The sequence below is a fragment of the Streptomyces sp. NPDC002784 genome (genome assembly GCF_053592135.1).
This window is the reverse complement of the sequence record NZ_JBSFVD010000006.1, coordinates 140,366-161,299: the sequence shown is the minus strand read 5'-3', so window position 1 is coordinate 161,299 and position 20,934 is coordinate 140,366. Positions and strand designations below refer to the sequence as shown.

Annotated in this window: 19 protein-coding genes; 8 read left to right on the top strand and 11 right to left on the bottom strand. The window is 71.0% G+C overall.

Annotated elements, in window-relative coordinates; genetic code table 11:
• Positions 1 to 287 precede the first annotated feature (287 nt).
• The gene (locus tag ACWD1Z_RS14770) at positions 288 to 1,055 is read right to left on the bottom strand and encodes an SAM-dependent methyltransferase (protein WP_451118702.1); all 768 of its coding nucleotides are present in this window, start codon (positions 1,053 to 1,055) and stop codon (positions 288 to 290) included.
• A gap of 56 nt (positions 1,056 to 1,111) precedes the next feature.
• Entirely contained in the window at positions 1,112 to 1,936 is an 825-nt protein-coding gene (locus ACWD1Z_RS14765) for a maleylpyruvate isomerase family mycothiol-dependent enzyme (RefSeq protein ID WP_451118700.1), read from the bottom strand.
• A gap of 179 nt (positions 1,937 to 2,115) precedes the next feature.
• Between ACWD1Z_RS14765 and ACWD1Z_RS14760 the strand changes: the two genes are divergently transcribed.
• Positions 2,116 to 2,889 carry a carbon-nitrogen family hydrolase gene (locus ACWD1Z_RS14760; protein WP_451118698.1) on the top strand — a complete coding sequence of 258 codons (774 nt, stop codon included), beginning with the start codon at positions 2,116 to 2,118 and terminating at the stop codon, positions 2,887 to 2,889.
• A 30-nt stretch (positions 2,890 to 2,919) separates the two neighbouring features.
• Here the strand turns inward: ACWD1Z_RS14760 and ACWD1Z_RS14755 are convergent, their stop codons facing one another.
• Positions 2,920 to 3,417 (bottom strand): LURP-one-related/scramblase family protein, encoded by a 498-nt coding sequence (locus ACWD1Z_RS14755; protein ID WP_451118697.1) that lies wholly within the window; start codon positions 3,415 to 3,417, stop codon positions 2,920 to 2,922.
• Positions 3,414 to 4,424 carry a GlxA family transcriptional regulator gene (locus ACWD1Z_RS14750; protein WP_451118695.1) on the bottom strand — a complete coding sequence of 337 codons (1,011 nt, stop codon included), beginning with the start codon at positions 4,422 to 4,424 and terminating at the stop codon, positions 3,414 to 3,416. Before ACWD1Z_RS14750 ends, ACWD1Z_RS14755 begins: the two co-directional genes overlap by 4 nt.
• A 52-nt stretch (positions 4,425 to 4,476) precedes the next feature.
• Between ACWD1Z_RS14750 and ACWD1Z_RS14745 the strand changes: the two genes are divergently transcribed.
• Both ACWD1Z_RS14745 and ACWD1Z_RS14740 read left to right on the top strand, forming a co-directional pair.
• Positions 4,477 to 4,869 carry a cupin domain-containing protein gene (locus ACWD1Z_RS14745; protein WP_451118694.1) on the top strand — a complete coding sequence of 131 codons (393 nt, stop codon included), beginning with the start codon at positions 4,477 to 4,479 and terminating at the stop codon, positions 4,867 to 4,869.
• Positions 4,870 to 4,898: 29 nt separating this feature from the next.
• Positions 4,899 to 6,728 carry an NHL domain-containing thioredoxin family protein gene (locus tag ACWD1Z_RS14740; protein ID WP_451118692.1) on the top strand — a complete coding sequence of 610 codons (1,830 nt, stop codon included), beginning with the start codon at positions 4,899 to 4,901 and terminating at the stop codon, positions 6,726 to 6,728.
• Here the strand turns inward: ACWD1Z_RS14740 and ACWD1Z_RS14735 are convergent.
• The 4 genes from ACWD1Z_RS14735 to ACWD1Z_RS14720 all read right to left on the bottom strand — a co-directional run bounded on the left by ACWD1Z_RS14735 (position 6,716) and on the right by ACWD1Z_RS14720 (position 11,084).
• On the bottom strand, positions 6,716 to 6,973 hold the full coding sequence (locus tag ACWD1Z_RS14735; protein WP_451118690.1) for a DUF6458 family protein: 258 nt from the start codon (positions 6,971 to 6,973) through the stop codon (positions 6,716 to 6,718). The two genes, ACWD1Z_RS14740 and ACWD1Z_RS14735, sit on opposite strands and share 13 nt — an antisense overlap.
• Before the next feature lie 61 nt (positions 6,974 to 7,034).
• Positions 7,035 to 8,327: a M18 family aminopeptidase gene (locus ACWD1Z_RS14730; protein WP_451118688.1), complete on the bottom strand. Its 1,293-nt coding sequence runs from the start codon at positions 8,325 to 8,327 to the stop codon at positions 7,035 to 7,037.
• A gap of 78 nt (positions 8,328 to 8,405) precedes the next feature.
• Entirely contained in the window at positions 8,406 to 10,232 is a 1,827-nt protein-coding gene (locus ACWD1Z_RS14725) for an acyl-CoA dehydrogenase (RefSeq protein ID WP_451118686.1), read from the bottom strand.
• A 45-nt stretch (positions 10,233 to 10,277) separates the two neighbouring features.
• Positions 10,278 to 11,084, bottom strand: coding sequence for a dioxygenase family protein (locus tag ACWD1Z_RS14720; RefSeq protein ID WP_451118685.1), 807 nt, complete (start codon positions 11,082 to 11,084; stop codon positions 10,278 to 10,280).
• Positions 11,085 to 11,220: 136 nt separating this feature from the next.
• Here ACWD1Z_RS14720 and ACWD1Z_RS14715 point away from each other — a divergent pair, with 136 nt between their 5' ends.
• From ACWD1Z_RS14715 to ACWD1Z_RS14700, 4 genes are all read left to right on the top strand, one after another.
• Complete coding sequence (locus tag ACWD1Z_RS14715) at positions 11,221 to 11,694, top strand: SseB family protein (protein WP_389416709.1); 474 nt, start codon at positions 11,221 to 11,223, stop codon at positions 11,692 to 11,694.
• Between the two features lie 191 nt (positions 11,695 to 11,885).
• On the top strand, positions 11,886 to 13,814 hold the full coding sequence (locus tag ACWD1Z_RS14710; RefSeq protein WP_451118682.1) for an Ig-like domain repeat protein: 1,929 nt from the start codon (positions 11,886 to 11,888) through the stop codon (positions 13,812 to 13,814).
• Positions 13,815 to 13,925: 111 nt separating this feature from the next.
• A complete protein-coding gene (locus tag ACWD1Z_RS14705) occupies positions 13,926 to 14,897 on the top strand; it encodes a pirin family protein (protein WP_389416711.1) in 972 nt (323 codons plus the stop codon).
• Between the two features lie 76 nt (positions 14,898 to 14,973).
• Complete coding sequence (locus ACWD1Z_RS14700) at positions 14,974 to 16,023, top strand: AI-2E family transporter (protein WP_451118681.1); 1,050 nt, start codon at positions 14,974 to 14,976, stop codon at positions 16,021 to 16,023.
• 8 nt (positions 16,024 to 16,031) lie between these two features.
• On the opposite strand, the gene ACWD1Z_RS14695 is transcribed toward ACWD1Z_RS14700, so the two are convergent.
• Positions 16,032 to 18,161 (bottom strand): SpoIIE family protein phosphatase, encoded by a 2,130-nt coding sequence (locus ACWD1Z_RS14695; RefSeq protein ID WP_451118679.1) that lies wholly within the window; start codon positions 18,159 to 18,161, stop codon positions 16,032 to 16,034.
• A gap of 141 nt (positions 18,162 to 18,302) precedes the next feature.
• Between ACWD1Z_RS14695 and aspS the strand changes: the two genes are divergently transcribed.
• Positions 18,303 to 20,066 carry an aspartate--tRNA ligase gene (gene aspS / locus ACWD1Z_RS14690; RefSeq protein ID WP_451118677.1) on the top strand — a complete coding sequence of 588 codons (1,764 nt, stop codon included), beginning with the start codon at positions 18,303 to 18,305 and terminating at the stop codon, positions 20,064 to 20,066.
• 205 nt (positions 20,067 to 20,271) lie between these two features.
• Here the strand turns inward: aspS and ACWD1Z_RS14685 are convergent, their stop codons facing one another.
• Positions 20,272 to 20,511, bottom strand: coding sequence for a hypothetical protein (locus tag ACWD1Z_RS14685; RefSeq protein WP_451118675.1), 240 nt, complete (start codon positions 20,509 to 20,511; stop codon positions 20,272 to 20,274).
• 74 nt (positions 20,512 to 20,585) lie between these two features.
• On the bottom strand, positions 20,586 to 20,834 hold the full coding sequence (locus ACWD1Z_RS14680; RefSeq protein ID WP_451118673.1) for a hypothetical protein: 249 nt from the start codon (positions 20,832 to 20,834) through the stop codon (positions 20,586 to 20,588).
• Positions 20,835 to 20,934: the final 100 nt, after the last annotated feature.

Here is a 20,934-nt window from a genome sequence, read left to right as displayed (position 1 = left end):
GGGGCAGGGTCCCCACTGGGCCGGGGCCGACGCCACGGTCCCTGCTGGGCCGGCATCAGGCTGGGGGCGGGGTCCCCACTGGGTTGGGACCGGCGGCGGGGTCCCTGCCGGGCCGGGTCCGGCGGCGGGGGCCCTACCGAGCGGGACCAGATCGGGGGCAGGGTCCCCACTGGGCCGGGGCCGACGCCACGGTCCCTGCTGGGCCGGCATCAGGCTGGGGGCGGGGTCCCCACTGGGTTGGGACCGGCGCCGCGGTCCATGCTGGGCCGGGATCGGCGGCGGGGTTCTTACTGTGCCGGGATCAGGGTGAGGTAGGCGATGCCCAGTACCCCGCGGTAGGTCATCCACTGGGCCCGGTGACGGTCGAGGCGCTCTCGGGTGGCGGCCGCCGAGGGGTGCCCGGGGTTGCGGGCGAGCCACACCTCCAGGTCGGCCTGGTAGCCGGACTCGAACTCCTCCCATTCGTCGAGGTTCGCCGTCTCCGTCCACTCGGGCCGGAAACCGGCGGTCACGGCGAGGTCGAGCAGGGTCGCGAGGGCGTGGTGGTCCGAGACGGCGGCCCCCGGCCACATCCCGGCCAGCTCCTCCGCGGTCGGCGTGCGCTCCCAGAAACCCTCACCGAGCAGCACCCGGCCGCCGTCGTTGACCAGCCCGCGCAGGGCGCGCAGCGCCTCCAGGGTGAACTCGGGCGGCGCCACCGGGCTCAGGGCCTGGCTGGACCCGAGACAGAGCACCAGGTCGGCCGGGCCGAGGTCGGCGTCCCGCGCGGACTTCTCCAGGAATTCGACCCGCCCCGCGAGCCCGCGCTCCGCGGCCTCACGGCGGCCACGGTCGAGATCCTCGGCGTTGATGTCGACGCCGATGCCCGTGGCCCCGGGCGCGGCGGCCAGCACCCGCATCATGAACTCGCCCCATCCGCACCCGATGTCGAGCACGGTGGAGGGCTCGTTGCCCGCGACCCGGCGCACCAGCCGTTCGGCCCGGGCCTCGGAGAGGGGGTTGTGGAAGGTCAGGCGGCTCAGCCGGGGCGGTCCGTCGATCTCGGTGTCGGTCATGTGAGGCAGACAAGCACCGAACTGACGTGCGCCACAAGATCTTTGTGCCGCTCCCGCTACTTCGTCACCGTGAAGTTCCGCAGAATCGCCCCCGCCAGCGCCAGGTCGCCCTCCGCCTTGATCCGGTCCGTGACCCCCTCCGGCGTCACCCGGCCGCAGGCCAGCCGCACGAAGGTCTCCCAGTCCAGGGTCAGCGTCGCCGCGGGCCCCAGCGCGGGCGCCGTCTCCAGCGTGCCCCGCCCCTGGATGTCCACCCGGATCGTGCGCAGGAACTCGACCGGACCGTGCACGTCGAACACGATCGCCGAACTGCGCGGCGCCTCGGCCTTGACCGCCACGATGTCCGGCAGCGCCGCCAGCAGCACGTCCCGCGCCACCTGCGCACCCGGCGAGTCGAGGTTCCCCGGCCGGCCGAGCGCGGCGCGCAGGTCCTGCTCATGGACCCACACATCGAAGGCATGCGCCCGCATGGCCTCCTCCAGGGTCTGCTCGGTGCCCAGCGGACCGCGCACCTTCGTGCCCGGGTCCCGGGACTCGTTGCGCAACTGGCGGTTGCGGCGGATGACCGTGTACTCCAGCTCGGAGGTCATCTCCGGCGCCGTGTGGTGGCGGCGGACGTCGACCTGCATCTCCATGTAGCGCTGGTGGTCGTTGGTGACGTGGAAGAGATCGCGGGGCAGCGTGTGGATGGGCCGCGGGTCGCCGAGCATCTCGCAGTCCAGGCCGATGACATGGGACACCACGTCCCGCACCGACCAGCCCGGGCACGGCGTACGCCGGTTCCACTCCCCCTCCACAAGGGGCAGCACCAGCTCGGATATCGCCTCGATGGAGTGGGTCCAGGCGTCGGCGTAGGGCTGGAGGGTGGGATGCAGACTCACGGAACGGGACCCCTCGGCGGTCGGTACACGGGCAGGTGGTGGCGGCGATGCCAGTGGGAGGTGGCTGTCGGCGGGCGTCTTGAGACGTTAAGTTACGCTCCTGAGAGGCACCCCGGCAGTGCTTTCGTGTGACGATCGTAGGCCCGTGTGATCGGGTCGAATGCCAGGACGGTGGTAGTGTGCGCGCCTCTCTGATCCAGATCGCCGTAGACGAGGGCGAATCGGTCGCCTCGCGCCGGGAGCGGGCCGCCTCGCTGGTACGGCGGCAGACCGGGGCCGATCTGGTCGTCCTGCCGGAGCTGTGGACCACCGGCGCCTTCGCCTACGAGGAGTTCGCCCAGGAGGCCGAGCCGCTCGAAGGACCGACGTACGAGGCGATGGCGAAGGCCGCGAGCGACGCGGGCGTCTGGCTGCACGCAGGCTCGATCCCGGAACGCGACCCGGACGGACCGCTGTACAACACCTCCCTGGTCTTCGCCCCCTCCGGCGACCTGGCCGCCGCCTACCGCAAGATCCACCGCTTCGGCTTCGACAAGGGCGAGGCCGTGCTGATGGGCGCCGGACGCGATCTGGTGACGGTCCGGCTGCCCGGGACCACCCTGGGCCTGGCCACCTGCTACGACCTCCGTTTCCCCGAACTCTTCCGCGGGCTCGTCGACAACGGCGCCGAGACCCTGGTCGTCCCCGCGGGCTGGCCGGAGCGCCGCCGGGCGCACTGGACGCTGCTGGCTCAGGCGCGGGCGGTGGAGAACCAGGCGTTCGTGCTCGCCTGTGGAGCGGCCGGGACGCATGCGGGAGTTCCGCAGGCCGGTCACTCGATCGTGGTGGATCCCTGGGGCGAGGTCCTCGCCGAGGCGGGCCCCGGCGAGGAGATCCTCACGGTGGAGTTCGACCCGGCGAAGGTCGCGGCCACCCGGGAACAGTTCCCGGCGCTCAAGGACCGCGTCCTGTGACGACAAGTCACCGCGGCCTGTGACGGCGATTCAGTCCCCCTCCCGCTCCTTCTCCGCCAGGTGGATCACACACACCGCCACCGCGATCAGCAGCGCCGGGTCCGCGTCCTCCCGGACCACGTCCACGCCGTAGGTCTCCCGGACGTGCAGCCAGCGGCGGGAGACGACGGCGAGCAGCTCGCCCTCGTACTCCACGGCGAACTCCCGGTCCAGGATCCGGCCGCTGACGTCCAGCTCGGTGCTGCCGTCGGCCAGCGCCACCCGGTAGTGGTTGCGCAGCAGGGACAGCCGCTTGCGGCGGATGGTCGCGAGCGGCTCGCCGTCCCGCTCGATCAGCAGGGTGTCCCGCAGGGCGAGCATCTTCTGCCGGATGTCGATCAGGACCCGCCCCCGCGCGTCCTTCAGCTCGAAGGTGTCGCGCAGCCGCATCGCCTTGCCGTCGACGAGGAAGGTCTTGTTGCCCCGGTCGTCCTCGATCCAGTAGTCGTCACCGAAGCCGAGGAGCCGGTCGCGTACGAGGAATCTCATGACACCAGGGCTTCCCCGGGGCGCGGTCCGAAACGCCGCCGGTAGGCCGACGGGCTGAGTCCGGTCTCGCGCCGCACCCGCGCGCGCAGGTTGGCCGCCGTACCGAGCCCGCTGCGCGCGGCGACGACGTCGAGCCGCTCCTCCCCGCGCTCGATCAGCCGGCAGGCCAGCGCCACCCGCTCCCCGGTCAGCCAGGCCAGCGGCGTCGTCCCCAGCTGGGTGCGGAACCGCCGGTGGAGCGTGGCCGGCGACACCGCGGCCCGCGCCGCCAGCTCCGCCACCGTCAACGGCTCGCCCAGCCGCTCCTGCGCCCACGCCAGCAGCGGCCCCAGCGACTCGTCCGGCACCTCGGGCACCGGCCGCTCCACGAACTGCCGCTGCCCGCCGTCCCGGTGCGCGGCGAACACGAGCCGCCGGGAGACGGCGTTGGCGATCTCGGCGCCGTGGTCCTGCCGGACGAGATACAGGCCGAGGTCGAGCGCGGCGGCGCTCCCCGCGGCGGTGAGGATCCGTCCCTCGCCGATCCGCCCCTCGTCCACGAAGAGCACGTCCGGTTCGAGCCGCACCCGCGGATGCAGTTCCCGGAACGCCTCGGCCCACATCCAGTGCGTGGTGGCCCGGCGCCCGTCCAGCAGCCCGGCCTCGGCGAGCGCGAAGCTGCCCGTGCAGAAGCTGACCACCCGCGCCCCGCGCGCGTGGGTGCGGCGGACGGCGTCCAGGACGTCGGCGCCGCGCGGGACGACGTTGTCGGGGCGTCCGGGCACGACGAGGGTGTCGGCGTCGTCCACGGCGTCGAGCCCGGCCGTGCCGGTCATGGTGAAGAACCCGTGGTTCATCCGCACCGCGCGCGTGGGCGTGCACAGCGTGACCACGTACAGCGGGGCGGGCCGGCCGAGCTCGGGCCGCGGCAGGCCGAACAGCTCGGTGGCGACGCCCACCTCGAAGGGGTTGGTGCCCTCGTCGACGATGACGGCCACCCGGTGCGGTTGCGAGGATCCTTGCGTCATGTGCGATTCCTAGCACTCGTGGGCCGTCCCCGGCCACCCGCACGATGACGGCATGACTCCCGAACCCGTCTCGCTGCCCGCCGCCCTCGCCTCCTTCACCGAGCAGTGGAGCCCCCGCATCGCCACCACGGTCAACGACTACGACGTCCGCGTGACCCATGTGGAGGGCGAGCACCTCTGGCACGTCCACGACGACACCGACGAGTTCTTCCTGGTGCTCAGCGGCGAGCTGCACATCAGCCTGCGGGAGCCGGCCGGGGAGCGCACGGTCGTCCTGCCCCCGCTGTCGGTCTTCACGGTCCCCCGCGGCACCGAGCACAAGCCGTACGCCCCCGTCCCCACCGACATCCTCCTGCTGGAGCCCTCCGGCACCTCCACCGTCGGCGACCGCCACGAAGAGGTCCCCGCCCACGTGGACGTCACCACCGGACACGCGCTGAGGTGACTGTCGGTGCCGGGTGGCACCCTTGATCCATGACCGCTTCCGCACCCCGCCGCGTCCGCGTCCGCGCCCCCGAGCTGACCGGCCGCGGCGGGTGGATCAACACCGGCGGGAAGGACCTGAGGCTCGCCGACTTCCGGGGCCGCGTACTGATCCTGGACTTCTGGACCTTCTGCTGTGTGAACTGCCTGCACGTCATCGACGAACTGCGGGCCCTGGAGCACAAGCACCCCGACACCGTCGTGGTCGTCGGGGTGCACTCGCCGAAGTTCGTCCATGAGGCCGAGCACCAGGCGGTCGTGGACGCCGTGGAGCGGTACGGGGTGGAGCATCCCGTGCTGGACGACCCGGAGCTCGCGACCTGGAAGCAGTACGCGGTGCGGGCCTGGCCCACGCTCGTGGTCGTCGACCCCGAGGGGTACGTCGTCGCCCAGCACGCCGGGGAAGGGCATGTGCACGCGATCGAGCGGCTGGTGACGGAGCTGGCGGCCGAGCACGGGGCGAAGGGCACGCTCCGGCGCGGCGGCGGGCCCTACGTGGCGCCGGAGCCGGAGCCGACCGCGCTCAGGTTCCCGGGCAAGGCGGTGCTGCTGCCGTCCGGGAACTTCCTGGTCAGTGACACCACCCGGCATCAGCTGGTGGAGCTGGCGCCGGACGGGGAGACGGCCGTGCGGCGGATCGGCCAGGGGGATCACCGGGGGGCGACGGACGGCACCTCGGCGCGCTCACGGTTCAACGAGCCGCAGGGGCTGGCGCTGCTGCCGGACGGGTCCGTGGTCGTCGCCGACACGGTGAACCACAAGCTGCGGCGCTTCGACCCGGAGTCGGGCCGCACCACGACCCTGGCCGGCACGGGCGAGCAGTGGATGCGGGGCGACGCCACCGGCGGCCCCGGCCGGGAGGTCAACCTCTCCTCGCCCTGGGACGTGGCCTTCTGGCAGGGCAAGGTGTGGATCGCCATGGCGGGCATCCACCAGCTGTGGACGTACGACCTTCAGGACGGCACCGTGGCCGTCGCGGCCGGGACCACCAACGAGGGGCTGGTCGACGGGCCCGCCGCCGAGGCGTGGTTCGCGCAGCCCTCCGGGCTCGCCGCCACCGCCGACCGCCTCTGGGTCGCCGACTCCGAGACCAGCGCCCTGCGCTGGGTGGATCCCGACGGCACCGTGCGCACCGCGGTCGGCACCGGCCTGTTCGACTTCGGGCACCGCGACGGCCCCGCCGGACAGGCCCTGTTCCAGCACCCGTTGGGCGTGACGGCGCTGCCCGACGGCTCGGTGGCCGTCAGCGACACGTACAACCACGCCCTGCGCCGCTACGACCCGGCGACCGGCGAGGTCACCACCCTGGCCACCGATCTGCGCGAGCCCAGTGCCGCGGTGCTGGCCGGCGAGGACATCGTGGTCGTGGAGTCGGCCCGGCACCGGCTGACCCGGCTGCGGTTGCCGGAAGAGGCGGTGCGGGTGGAGTCCGTCGCCCACCGCACCCAGCGCGCCGCCACCGAAGTGGCCCCGGGCACGCTCCGGTTGGACGTGATCTTCCAGGCGCCGCCCGGCCAGAAGCCGGACACGCGGTACGGCCCCTCGACGCGTCTGCTGGTCTCCGCCACCCCGCCCGGCCTGCTGCTGCGGGGCGAGGGCGCGGACACGGAACTCTCCCGCACCCTGCGCCTCGATCCCGGGATCGCGGAGGGCGTCCTGCACATCTCGGCGATGGCCGCGTCCTGTGACGACGACCCCGCCCACGAGTACCCGGCCTGCCATGTGCACCAGCAGGACTGGGGCGTGCCCGTCCGCCTCGTCGAAGGCGGAGCGGACCGCCTGCCCCTGGTACTCGCGGGCCTGGACGCTCAGGCGCCGTAGCCGTTGCTGTAGCCGTCGTTGCGCCGGTGGTGTCCCCCCTCGTCGATCACGGTCGGCGGTGTGGTGGGCGGTACCACCACCCGCCTGCGCCGGGCGATGCTGCTGAACGTGGTCACGCCGATCAATCCGACGATCATCAGGATGACCCCGACGAGGTCGAGATTGACGCCCTCCATGTTCCAATCCGTTGCGAACGTGAGGATGGCTCCCACGGCGATGAGGATGATGCACCCGCCGAGGCCCATGAGTTGTCGCCTCCCTGTCCGGTGGTTCCGGTCGCTGGCGGGTACCCCGTATCGCCGCGGACTACCCCCGCAGGAAGGCAACCAGCGTGTTCGCCAGGAGGAACGGGTCGTCGGCGCCGCACAGTTCGCGTGCGCTGTGCATGGAGAGGATCGCCACGCCGATGTCGACGGTGCGGATGCCGTGCCGGGCCGCGGTGATCGGGCCGATGGTGGTGCCGCAGGGCATGGAGTTGTTGGAGACGAAGGACTGGAAGGGCACCCCGGCGCGTTCGCAGGCGGCGGCGAACACCGCGCGGCCCGAACCGTCCGTGGCGTAGCGGTTGTTGACGTTGACCTTGAGGATCGGCCCGCCGTTGATCCGCGGGTGGTGCGTGGGGTCGTGCCGCTCGGCGTAGTTGGGGTGCACGGCGTGCCCGGTGTCGGAGGAGAGGCACACCGTCCCGGCGAAGGCACGGGCCTTGTCCTCGTAGGACCCTCCGCGCGCGAACACCGAGCGCTCCAGCACTCCGCCGAGCAGCGGTCCGTCCGCGCCGGTGTCGGACTGCGAGCCGTTCTCCTCGTGGTCGAAGGCGGCGAGGACGGGGATGTACGGCAGGTCCGGGCCGGACACGGCCGTCAGCGCCGCCACCGCGGCGTGCACCGAGAGCAGGTTGTCCATGCGCGGCCCGGCCAGCAGTTCGCGGTCGCGGCCGAGGTAGGCGGGCGGTTCGACGGAGTGCACCATCAGGTCCCAGCCGGTGACCTCGCCCGCCGTCAGTCCGCTCTCCTCCTCCAGGAAGGCGATCAGATCGCCGTCGCGGACATCGTCGCCGAGTCCCCAAATCGGCTGGAGGTGGCGCTGCTTGTCGAGCTTGAGGCCCTCGGAGGAGACCGCGCGGTCCAGGTGGATGGCGAGTTGGGGGACGCGCAGCAGGGGCCGGTCGATGTTCACCAGCCGGGTCGAGCCCTCGCGCAGGGCCAGCCGGCCGGCCAGGCCCAGGTCGCGGTCGAGCCAGGAGTTGAGCAGGGGTCCGCCGTAGACCTCCACGGCCACCTGCCGCCAGCCGTGCGCCCCGGAGTCGGGCAGCGGCTTGACGCGCAGGTTGGGGGAGTCGGTGTGCGCGCCGACGATCCGGAACGGGGTGTGCGCCGCGGCCCCCTCGGGCACGTACCAGGCCACGATCGCGCCGCCCCGTACCACGTACTTGCCGCCGCTCGTCCCGTCCCAGGCGTCCGTCTCGGCGACCTGGCGGAATCCTGCCTTCTCCAGCCGCTCGGCGGTGTTCGCCACGGCGTGGTACGGCGACGGTCCGGCCGCCAGGAAGGACATGAGGTCGTCGGTGTGGCCGCGGTCGAAGCGGGAGGGTTCGCTCATGGGGTTCACCTTAACGACGTACCAGGGCCCGCCCCCCGTTTGTGAGGAGGCGGGCCCTGGCGGGGAAAGAGGCGGGGACTAGAAGGCGGCTTCGTCCAGCTCCATCAGGTCCAGCTCGACGCCCTGGGCGAGCTTGCGCGCGCCGGTGACGCCGGGCAGGACGTTGGCCGCGAAGAACTTCGCCGCCGCGATCTTGCCGGTGTAGAAGGGCTTGTCTTTGGCGGAGGCCGTCTCCAGCTTCTCGGCCGCCACGGCGGCGCCCTTGAGCAGCAGGTAGCCGACGACGACGTCACCGGAGGCCATCAGCAGGCGGGTGGTGTTCAGGCCGACCTTGTAGATGTTCTTGACGTCCTGCTCGGTGGCGGCCAGGTCGGTCAGCATCAGGCCGACGATCGCCTCCAGTTCGACGGCGGCCTTGGCCAGGTGCTCGCGGGCACCGGCCAGTTCCTCGCCGCCGGTGCCGAGCGCCAGGAACTTCTTGATGTCCTCGGCGAGGCCGTTCAGCGCGGCACCCTGGTTGCGGACGATCTTCCGGAAGAAGAAGTCCTGGCCCTGGATGGCGGTGGTGCCCTCGTAGAGGGTGTCGATCTTGGCGTCCCGGATGTACTGCTCGATCGGGTACTCCTGGAGGAACCCGGAGCCGCCGAAGGTCTGCAGCGACTGGGCGAGCTGCTCGTAGCCCTTCTCGGAGCCGTAGCCCTTCACGATCGGCAGGAGCAGGTCGTTGAGCGCGTGCTCGGCCTTGGCGTCCTCGCCGGCGGCCTCCTTGACGGCGATGGCGTCCTGGACGGAGGCGGTGTAGAGGACGAGGGCGCGCATGCCCTCGGCGTACGCCTTCTGCGTCATCAGCGCGCGGCGCACGTCGGGGTGGTGGGTGATGGTGACCTTGGGCGCGGTCTTGTCCATGAAGTTCGCCAGGTCCGGACCCTGGACGCGCTCCTTGGCGTACTCCAGGGCGTTGAGGTAGCCGGTGGAGAGCGTGGAGATGGCCTTCGTGCCGACCATCATGCGGGCGAACTCGATGATGCGGAACATCTGGCGGATGCCGTCGTGCTTGTCGCCGATCAGCCAGCCCTTGGCGGGGTGCCGGTCGCCGAAGGTCATCTCGCAGGTGTTGGAGGCCTTCAGGCCCATCTTGTGCTCGACGTTGGTGGCGTAGACACCGTTGCGCTCGCCCAGCTCGCCGGTCTCGAAGTCGAAGAGGTACTTCGGGACCAGGAAGAGGGACAGGCCCTTGGTGCCGGGGCCGTGGCCCTCGGGGCGGGCGAGGACGTAGTGGAGGATGTTCTCCTCCATGTCGTGCTCACCGGAGGTGATGAAGCGCTTCACGCCCTCGATGTGCCAGGAGCCGTCCTCCTGCTGGACGGCCTTGGTGCGCCCGGCGCCGACGTCGGAGCCCGCGTCGGGCTCGGTCAGCACCATGGTGGAGCCCCAGGTCCGCTCGACGGCGATCTGGGCGATCCTCTTCTGGACGTCGTTGCCCTCGTCGTAGAGGATCCCGGCGAAGGCCGGACCGGAGGAGTACATCCACACGGCCGGGTTGGCGCCGAGGATCAGCTCCGCGTACGACCAGATCAGCGACGGGGGAGCGGTGGTGCCGCCGATCTCCTCCGGGAGGCCGAGGCGCCAGTACTCGGACTCCATGAACGCCTTGTAGCTCTTCTTGAAGGACGCGGGGACCGGCGCGGTGTTCGTCTCCGGGTCGAAGACCGGCGGGTTGCGGTCGGCGTCGGCGAAGGACTCCGCGAGGTCGTTCTCCGCGAGGCGGGTCATCTCCCCGAGGATGCTCTTCGCGGTGTCCGTGTCCATCTCGGCGAAGGGTCCGGTGCCGTACAGCTTGTCGCGCCCGAGCACCTCGAAGAGGTTGAACTCGATGTCGCGGAGATTCGACTTGTAGTGCCCCATGGCGACGGCTCCGTAGAGAGATCGGCGAGGCACTGGATCCTCGCGCTAGTTCACGTACCAACAAGTAGCTCCGATGATGCTACCCGTCGGTAATAAGGCGCAACCTCGATCCGGCCATCTGTGACGGGTCACACCGGAATGGTCAGCGTGGCCGTAGCCGTCCGTCGCGTACACCGTCTCGCAGACGTCCTGGGGCAGCGCGAGCTGCGAGGTACTGGTGATGGAGGTCGCCGAGGTGGCGTCGGCGAGGCTGCCGTAGACCTCGAAGTGGATGTGCGGCCAGCGGCCGGTGTAGCAGGCGGGGAAGATGCTCGTGAAGGTGACCCGGCCCTCGTCGTCGGTCTCCTGGACGCCCCGCAGGTAGTTCTCCTCCGTGACACCCTCCGAGTACAGGGAGTAGTTGCCGTCCCGGTCGCAGTGCCACAGGTAGACCGCGGCGCCCGCCTTGGGGGTCCCGCAGCCGGAGGCGGCGTCGACGACCGTGAGCGTGATCGTCAGGGGCACGCCCTCGGCGGTGCCGCCGGCCGAGTCGCCGAAGCTGGAGGTGATGTCGCCGCGCACGACACCGCTCTCCTTGAGCACGTTGACCCCGTTGGAACCGTCGCCGGGGTAGGGACCGGCGGTCTCCTCGGGGATCACGGCACACTCGGCGGAGGAGGCGGAGGGCGGGGACCCGGCCGAGGAGGAGGCAGCGGGGCTCGCGGCGGTGCCGTCCTCGGCGGAGCAGCCCACCAGCGGGATCAGGCCCGCCCCCGCCATGAGCCGGATCATCCGTCGGCGGGCGAGGACGGGAAGGTCGTAGGAGAGTCCCCGGTCGTGCTCGTGGACCTCGTCGTCGTGGTGGCTGCGCATGGTCTGTCTCCCCTGGCTCGGCTTCCGGCGACGGACGCTACGGCGGCGCGCTGTGCGTCGGCTGTCAGGCCGCTGTCGGTTCGCCCGGCCCGCCGTACCGGCCCTCCGCCTCCGTCCGCTCGGTAGGCTTGCGCGCATGTATGGATACGGCCAGCCCATGGACGGCGGCGCCGCACAACAGGGCTACGCCCCGCCGCAGCAGCCCATGTCCGGCGGCTACGGCCAGCAGCCCCCGCTCTACCCCGAGCCGTCCCCGCCCTCGCTCGCGGACGCGGTGCGGGCCTTCACCACGGGCCAGATGTCCGCGGAGGACTTCCAGCAGGTCTTCGCGACCTCCAAGGTCTACTGCCCCCGCGGTGACAACCCCGGCTTCCTCGCCCTGCACAACACCCAGCAGCCGGTGATCCCGATGTTCACCTCCCTCAAGGAGCTGCGCCGGTACGCGGGCAAGGAGTCCAAGTACTTCGTCATCACCGGCGCCGAGGTGATCGACCTGCTGCCGACCGGCTACGGCTTCGTCCTCGACATGGAGGGCGAGCACCGCATGGTCTTCGACGCGAAGGCGGTCGAGCAGATGGTCGACTTCGCGATGCGCCGGATGTACGGCTAGCCGGACCCCACCGGGCGGGAGGGGGGCCGGAATATCCCCCTCCCCGTTGTCACAGCCATGCCATAGAGTGCCCCCTGGCAGCCGCGCCCCGCACGTCACCGCCTTCCCGCGGTCCACGTCCGGGTGCCGCGCGGCGCTCTCATCATCTCCCGGCCATGCCGGGACTTCTGTGGGGGTTCAACACTGTGCGCATGCGCAGCATTTCGGCCGCGACGTCGCTCGCGGTCCTGTTCAGCTCGGCGGCGCTGAGCGTCGTGGCCGCCGGTCCCGCGTCGGCGGCCGGCGCCGTGGTCGGCGCGCCCGGCGGCATCGTCGCGGACGGCGTCCACCGGCGGGTCTTCGTCGGTGACAGCTCGGCCGGCACGGTCGTGGCCGCCGACTGGTCCGGTGCCGTGCTCGAATCGGTGAGCGGTGTCCCCGGCGTCACCGACCTGGCGCTGTCGGACGACGGCAGCACGCTGTACGCGGCCTCGCCGGCACTGCACGAGATCGTGGCCCTGGACCCGGCCACCCTCGACGTAAAGGCGCGATACTTCGTCGCCACCGACAAGGGACCGCGCTACGTCGCCTTCACCGCAGGCAAGCTGTGGTTCAGCTACGGCGACCAGTGGAGCAGCGGCATCGGCTCGGTCGACCCGGCGAGCGGCACCGATCCGGTGACACTCCACGGGCTGCCGTCGGGCACCTGGATCAACGATCCGGGCCTGCTCGACACCGATCCGAACACCCCCGGTCTGCTGGCCGTGGGCGAGACCGGTCTGTCCTCGGACTCGATGGCCGTGTTCAACGTCACGGACGGCAGCCTGAAGACGGTCGCCTTCCACAATGGCGACTACACCCTGAACCAGGGCATCAGCGACATCGACGTGGTTCCGGCCGCCCCGCAGGTGCTGGTCAACGGCCATCTGCGGGACGGCTACGAGAACGGCGGCTTCAAGCAGGTCGGCACGTACCCGACCGGCCACCACGCCGACATCGCCCCCGACGGACTGGTCGCGCAGTTCAACGGCACGAAGCTGGCCGTGTTCCGGCCCGACGCGACGAAGCCGCTGCGCACGTACGACGTGGGCACGTACGGCACCCCCGACCTGACGTGGGCACCGGACTCCTCCCGTATCTTCGCGCTGGTCGGCACCTCGGGCGGCCGCTACACCCTCAAGGCCCTCACCGACCCGACGAAGAACGTCCCCACCCTCACGGTCAACGCCCCCTCGACCGCCACCCGCGCCAAGCAGCTCACCGTCACCGGCAAGATCTCGGCGACCGTGGCGCTGCCCGCCGGCGTCCAGCTGAGCGTCACCCGTACCGACGTGGAGAGCCCCGACGGCAAGGCGCTGGCCCCGGTGACGGTCAAGGCCGACGGCACGTACTCCTTCACCACCACCCCGCCGGCCGGCGGCAAGGTCAAGTACACGGTGAAGTACGCGGGCGACGCCGCGCACACCGCGGTGAGCGCCTCCGACACCGTCGAGGTCTCCCGTGCCTCGACCTCGCTCAGCCTGAACAACAACGGCAAGCTGTACAGCCACGGCGCCGACGTCAAGTTCACCGCGCACCTCGGCACGACGTACAAGAACCGCTCGGTCGAGATCTGGGCCAACCCCTTCGGCGGTGACAAGCCGAAGAAGCTGATCAAGAGCGGCACGGTCAACTCCGACGGCAACATCGCCGCCTGGGTGGACATGACCCGGGACACCACCGTCACCGCGGTGTTCAAGGGCGACGCCCGCTACAAGCCGAAGACGGTGAACGTCACGGCGTACGCCAAGGTGAAGGTCTCCACCGCCGTCTCCAAGCACTACAAGACGGCGAAGATCGGGTCGACGACGTACTACTGGTTCCGCAAGAGCACCGACCCGCTGCTCACCACGACGATGTCCTACTACCCGGGCCGCCAGCAGCGCTTCGACCTGCAGGTCTACTACCAGGGCTCGTGGTACTCGGCGGACTCGCAGTACTTCCCGCTCGGCACCAGCGGGAAGTCGGCCGTGACCCTGGAGGCGCCCGGTGAGTCGGGGATCCGGGCGCGGATGCGGTCGGTGTACGTCAACGGCTCGTCCGGCGACAGCGTGAACTCGACGACGTACGGGTCCTGGAAGTACCTCTACTTCAGCAACTGAGGGTGAAGGCGAAAGCCCGGGGGAATGCCCTCCGGGCTTCCGCCGTTACGGGTGGCAGGAAGTTCAATGCTCAACTAAACTCGGATGTACGTCGCCCAAGGAGGTACCGACATGCCTGCAGTGACCGTCGAGAACCCGCTGACGCTGCCCCGAGTCGCCGCACCCGCGGAGGCCGTGGCCCGTCCCGTGCTCGCCGTCACGACCGCGCCGAGCGGTTTCGAGGGCGAGGGCTTCCCGGTGCGCCGCGCGTTCGCCGGGATCGATTACCGCCATCTGGACCCGTTCATCATGATGGACCAGATGGGTGAGGTGGAATATCAGCCGGGTGAGCCGAAAGGCACCCCTTGGCATCCCCACCGCGGCTTCGAGACCGTCACCTACATCATCGACGGCATCTTCGACCACCAGGACAGCCAGGGCGGTGGCGGCACCATCACCAACGGCGACACCCAGTGGATGACCGCCGGGTCCGGACTGCTGCACATCGAGGCGCCGCCGGAGCACCTGGTGATGTCCGGCGGCCTCTTCCACGGCCTCCAGCTGTGGGTGAACCTGCCGGCCAAGGACAAGATGATGCCCCCGCGCTACCAGGACATCCGCGGCGGCAACGTGCAGCTGCTGACCACGCCCGACGGCGGCGCGCTGCTGCGCGTGATCGCCGGTGAGCTGGACGGGCACGCCGGTCCCGGCATCACCCACACCCCGATCACGATGGTGCACGCCACCCTGGCGCCGGGCGCGGAGCTGACCCTGCCCTGGCGCGAGGACTTCAACGGCCTGGCGTACGTGCTGGCGGGCAAGGGCGCGGTCGGTGCCGAACGCCGTCCGATCCACCTGGGCCAGACCGCCGTCTTCGGCACCGGCGGTTCGCTGACCGTCCGCGCGGACGACAAGCAGGACTCCCACACCCCGGACCTGGAAGTCGTCCTCCTCGGCGGGCAGCCCATCCGCGAGCCCATGGCCCACTACGGCCCGTTCGTCATGAACACCCGCGAGGAGCTGCAGCAGGCGTTCGAGGACTTCCAGAAGGGCCGCCTCGGCACCGTTCCGGCCGTCCACGGGATGACCGAGGGCGGGCTGTAGGCCGCGTACTGACACCTCGTCACCCGGGTGGGTCCGCCGGAAGGTGGGCCCACCCCGCGCGTGATCGGGTGGGAGGGTGCAGGACTCCCGAGCGCTGCTTCCCGGGCCCGTGTGGCGGGTCGGGGCCTGGTGTGCCGTGACGTTGCTGGTCGCCGGGGTGGTGTACGTCGGCATCCGGCTGTGCGCGGAGTTCCGTACGGCCATCGTGCCGGTGCTGCTCGCGCTGCTCGGCAGCGCGCTGCTCGGGCCGTTCCACCGGCGCCTGGTCAAGGCGGGCGTCAACCGGTCGATCGCGGCCGCCGTCACCTGTGTCGCCGTGGTGGCCGTGGTCGGCGGGGCCGTGTACCTCGTGGTGGCCGCGCTCGTCGACTCCGGTGACGAGATCGTCGCCTCGCTCCGGACCGCCGCCGCGGATCTCGCCGATCACTTCGGGGCCGCCGGCACCTCGCTGGACGACATCGCCTCCAACGCCCGGGGACTGCTCTCCAAGTTCGGCGGCACCGCCGCCTCGGGCGTCATCAGCGGGATCAGCGTCGTCGGCGAGGCCATCGCCATGGCCGTACTGGCGCTGCTGCTCGTCTTCTTCTTCCTGCGCGACTCCGACCGGGCCGCCGGCACCCTGCGGACGATGGCGCCGCGCGGCACCGCCGACACCGTGGAGGCGATGGCGCGGCGGGCGTTCGAGGCGGTCGAGGGGTTCATGCGGGGGACCACCTTCATCGCGTTCATCGACGCGATCTGCATCCTGGTGGGCCTGCTGATCCTGGATGTGCCGGGCGCCGTCGGACTCGCCGCCCTGGTCTTCGTCGGCGCCTACATCCCCTACCTCGGCGCCTTCCTCTCCGGTGCGGTCGCCGTCCTCGTCGCGCTGGCCGACCGGGGATTCGTGATCGCGCTGTGGGTGCTCGGCGTCGTGCTCGCCGTACAGATGCTGGAGGGGCATGTACTCCAGCCGATGATCCAGAGCCGCACCGTGCAGATGCACCCGGCGGTGGTGATGCTGACGATCACCGCGGGCGCCTCGGTGGCCGGCATCCTCGGGATGCTGCTGGCGCTGCCGCTCACGGCGGCGGCGTTCGGGATCGTCCATGAGCTGCGCACGCGCGAGCCCGCACCCGAGCCGTAGCCCTCGGCCTACGTCCCCGTCCCGTCCCGTTCGGCCAGCTCGAACCAGATGCTCTTGCCCTCGCCCCGCGGATCCACCCCCCAGGTGTCCGCGAGCAGCTCGATCAGCATCAGGCCCCGGCCGGAGGAGGCCAGCTCGCCGGGGCGGCGCTTGTGCGGCAGGTCGTCGCTGGTGTCGGTGACCTCCACGCGCATCCGGCGCCCGCCCGCCTCGCCGCGCACCTCGGCCAGCAGCAGGGCGTCGGCGTCGGTGTGCACGAGGACGTTCGTCAGCGTCTCGGACAGCAGCAGCACCGCCGAGTCGATCTGGTCGTCGGAGGGCCAGTCGTGCAGCAGCTCCCGCAGCAGTTGCCGGGCCACCGCGACCCGCTCGGGCTCGTCCTGGGCCACCGTCAGCATCGTGCGGCGCACGGCCGGCCGTACGGCGACGGACTCCCCGCAGCCGCAGCCCTCCCCGTCACGGCACAGCAGCACCACGGCTATGTCGTCCTCGCGCCGGTCGGCCAGCGGGCCGGTGGTGTGGTGCGAGGAGGGCCCGTGCACCGCCTGCACCAGGGCGTCCGCCAGCTCCTCGGGGTCGCCCTGGTGCGCCTCCAGGATCGAGCGGATCCGCTTCCAGCCGGTCTCCATGTCGTGGCCGCCGGTCTCGATCAGACCGTCGGTGCACAGCAGCATCGTCTCGCCGGGCTCCATCACGACCCTGGTCGTCGGGTAGTCCGCGTCCGGATCGATGCCGAGCGGCAGCCCGCCCGCCGTGGGGCGGGTCAGCACCGTGCCGTCCGCCAGCCGGATCGCCGGGTCCGGGTGCCCGGCACGGGCGATCTCCAGGGCCGCCGTCGCGGGGTCGACCTCGACGTACAGGCAGGTCGCGAAGCGCAGGTCGAGGGAGTCGGGGTCGCCGTCCGTCATGCCGTGCAGGAAGCGGGAGGCGCGGGAGAGCACGGCGTCCGGGCGGTGTCCCTCGGAGGCGTAGGCGCGCAGGGCGATCCGCAGCTGGCCCATCAGCCCGGCGGCCCGTACGTCATGGCCCTGCACGTCCCCGATGACCAGGGCGAACCTGTCTCCGCCGGGCAGCGGGATCATGTCGTACCAGTCACCGCCGACCTGGAGGCCGCCGCCGGTGGGCACATAGCGGGCGGCGACGCTCATGCCCGGTATCTCCCGGGGGGCGAGCATGGGCAGCATGGAGCGCTGGAGGCCGTCGGTGAGCTCCCGTTGGGTCTCCGCGGCCCCGGCCCGGGACAGCGCCTGCGCCAGCATCCGGGCCACCGTCGTCAGCACCGAGCGTTCGTCGGGGGTGAAGGCGACCGGATACGTGAACGCGGCCATCCAGGCGCCCATCGTGCGCCCGGCCACCGTCAGCGGCAGGAACGCCCAGGAGCGGCGGCCGAAGTGGGCGGCGAGCGGCCAGGTCAGCGGGTAGCGGGAGCGGTACTGCTCGGGGGAGGAGAGGTAGACCGCCCGGCCGGTGCGCACCACTTCGGCGGCCGGGTAGTCGGTCTGGAGGGACATGTGCGTGAAGGGGCCCTCGTCGCCGGGCTGCTGCCCGTGGTGGCCGATGATCGTCAGCCGGTCCGCCTCCACGCCGAACACCGCGAGCCCGTCCGGGGAGAACCCCGGCATCGACAGCCCCGCCGCGACCCGCAGCACCTCCTCCGTGGACCGGGCCTCCGCCAGCGCCCGGCCCGCGTCCAGCAGGAACGCCTCCCGGGAGCGCCGCCAGTCCCCGGTGACCGCGCGCCGCCCGGCCGGGGTGCCCGGTGTCGGCTCGGTGACCTCCTGGAGGGTGCCGATCACCTCGTAGGACCGCTTGTCGGGGTCGAAGCCGGGTTTGAAGCGGCTGCGGGTGATGCGGACGACCTCGCCCCGCTCGTCCATGATCCGCACCCGCACCTCGCCGAGCGTGGTCTCGGCGACGGCGAGCTGGATCACCCCGGTGATCTCGTTCCAGTCGACGGGGTGGAGACGGGCGCGCACCTCGGACTCCCGGAGCGTGGCCGGCTCCGCGGGCAGCCCGAGCAGCCTGGCCGCCTCGGCGTCCACCGTGACCAGACCGGTGGCGGTGGACCAGTGCCATTGACCGGTCGCCAGAGCGGCGAGTACCTCCTCCACGGCGGGCAGGGGCTCACCAGTGCGCATTGACCCACTCTAAGAACAGGAGATCGAAGGCTGCCACCGAAGACCGCCGACAATGTGGGGAGCCGATCATCACGTGCCCGGTACGCTGGGGGTGTTTCACGTGAAACACGACCCCGATCCGCGAAGACTGGATGAACGACGATGCATCGGTACAGGTCCCACACCTGCGGCGAGCTCCGCGCCTCTGACGTCGGCAGCGACGTCCGGCTGAGCGGCTGGCTGCACAATCGGCGCGACCTGGGCGGCATCCTCTTCATCGATCTGCGCGACCACTACGGCATCACGCAGCTCGTCGCGCGCCCCGGCACCCCCGCCTACGAGGCCCTGGACAAGCTGTCCAAGGAGTCCACGGTCCGGGTGGACGGCAAGGTCGTCTCGCGTGGCACGGAGAACGTCAACCCCGAGCTGCCCACCGGTGAGATCGAGGTCGAGGTCGGCGAGGTCGAGCTGCTCGGCGCGGCCGCCCCGCTGCCGTTCACGATCAACGCCGAGGACGGCGTCAACGAGGAGCGGCGCCTGGAGTACCGCTTCCTCGACCTGCGCCGCGAGCGCATGCACCGCAACATCATGCTGCGTACGGCGGTCATCTCGGCGATCCGGCACAAGATGACGGCGCTGGGCTTCAACGAGATGGCGACCCCGATCCTGTCCGCGACCTCCCCCGAGGGCGCCCGTGACTTCGTGGTCCCCTCCCGGCTGAACCCGGGCAAGTTCTACGCCCTCCCCCAGGCGCCGCAGCAGTTCAAGCAGCTGCTGATGATCTCGGGCTTCGACCGGTACTTCCAGATCGCGCCCTGCTTCCGCGACGAGGACGCCCGTGCCGACCGGTCGCCGGGCGAGTTCTACCAGCTCGACGTCGAGATGAGCTTCGTCGAGCAGGAGGACGTCTTCCAGCCGATCGAGAAGCTCATGACGGAGCTGTTCGAGGAGTTCGGTGGCGGCCGTCCTGTCACCTCCCCCTTCCCGCGGATCCCGTTCCGCGAGGCGATGCTGAAGTACGGCTCCGACAAGCCGGACCTGCGGGCCCAGCTGGAGCTCGTCGACATCACGGACGTCTTCGATGGCTCGGAGTTCAAGGCGTTCGCCGGCAAGCACGTGCGCGCGCTGGCGGTGCCGGACGTCTCCGCGCAGCCCCGGAAGTTCTTCGACCAGCTCGGTGACTTCGCGGTCTCGCAGGGCGCCAAGGGCCTGGCCTGGGTGCGGGTGGCAGAGGACGGCTCGCTGTCCGGCCCGATCGCGAAGTTCCTGACCGAGGAGAACGTCGCGGAGCTGACCAAGCGGCTGTCCCTGGCCGCCGGTCACGCCGTGTTCTTCGGCGCCGGTGAGTTCGACGAGGTCTCGAAGATCATGGGCGCGGTGCGGGTGGAAGCCGCCAAGCGCGCGGGCCAGTTCGAGACGGACGTCTTCCGGTTCTGCTGGATCGTCGACTTCCCGATGTACGAGAAGGACGAGGAGACCGGGAAGATCGACTTCTCGCACAACCCCTTCTCGATGCCGCAGGGCGGCCTCGAAGCCCTGGAGACCCAGGACCCGCTGGACATCCTGGGCTGGCAGTACGACATCGTCTGCAACGGCGTCGAGCTGTCCTCCGGCGCGATCCGGAACCACGAGCCGGAGATCATGCTCAAGGCCTTCGAGATCGCGGGCTACGACCGCGACACCGTCGAGGAGCAGTTCGCCGGCATGCTGCGCGCCTTCCGCTTCGGCGCCCCGCCGCACGGCGGTATCGCCCCGGGCGTCGACCGCATCGTGATGCTGCTCGCGGACGAGCCCAACATCCGCGAGACGATCGCCTTCCCGCTCAACGGCAACGCCCAGGACCTGATGATGGGCGCGCCGACGGAGCTGGACGAGACCCGGCTGAGGGAACTGCACCTGTCGGTGCGCAAGCCGCAGCCGAAGTAGTTCCACCTCGCACGACGTAGGACGCCGGCGCCGGGAACCGACTTGGGTTCTCGGCGCCGGCGTCGTTTCACCGGCTCGCGGCCTCAGAAACCCAGGTACGTGATCCTGACCAGCTCATCCGCTTTGCTTGCCACCCTGGCGAGAAAGTCGGCGGGCGCGGCCCGGGCGGCTTCTTCCGCTCCGAAGGCGTACTCCCACTTCCAGCTCAACCGCGCACTGCCTTCATGGCTTCGTCCAGTACGGCGGTCAGCTCCCGCAGAGCCTCCCGAGCGACATCGGGATCCTCGTCCTCCAGCGTGCTCCGCGCGCGCTCGAAACGGACGGCCAGGTCAGGACGGCGGGCGATCTCGATGTCCCGGGCCCAAAGGAGGACCCAGCTCCGTACGGGGCTCAGAGACTCCCACTCCACGGCCTTGGCGAACGCCTCATCCTTCGTGGCCTGCATCTCCTCCAAGCGGGCGGGAGCCACGACCGCGAGGGCCGTGCGCAGGGCGTCAGGGGTCTGCTCGGGGCGGGGGATCAGCGGGCGGCGAGGGTCTTGATGTCGATCGCCGTGCCCGGTCGCACCGACTGGATGTAGCAGCCCAGCCCGATCGCGAGCAGCGACAGCTCCTTGTGCTGGGTGAGGTCGTTGCCGATCACCGTGAAGTTCTCGGTGAGGCGGACGTTGTCGTGGACCACGCCGGAGTTCGGGCGCTCGTGGGGGTGGTTTTTTCCCGGGATACGGGACTGGGCGCGGGAGGGCGCGCTAGGGTTTTCGGAGTCCATCGGGAAGCGGCTTTCTTCCTCGGTGGTCAGGCCCTCGCACTGGGATTGCCGTCCCGGCGGGGGCCGTCGCATGTTTGCGGTCGTGTGGTGTTGCTCGCGC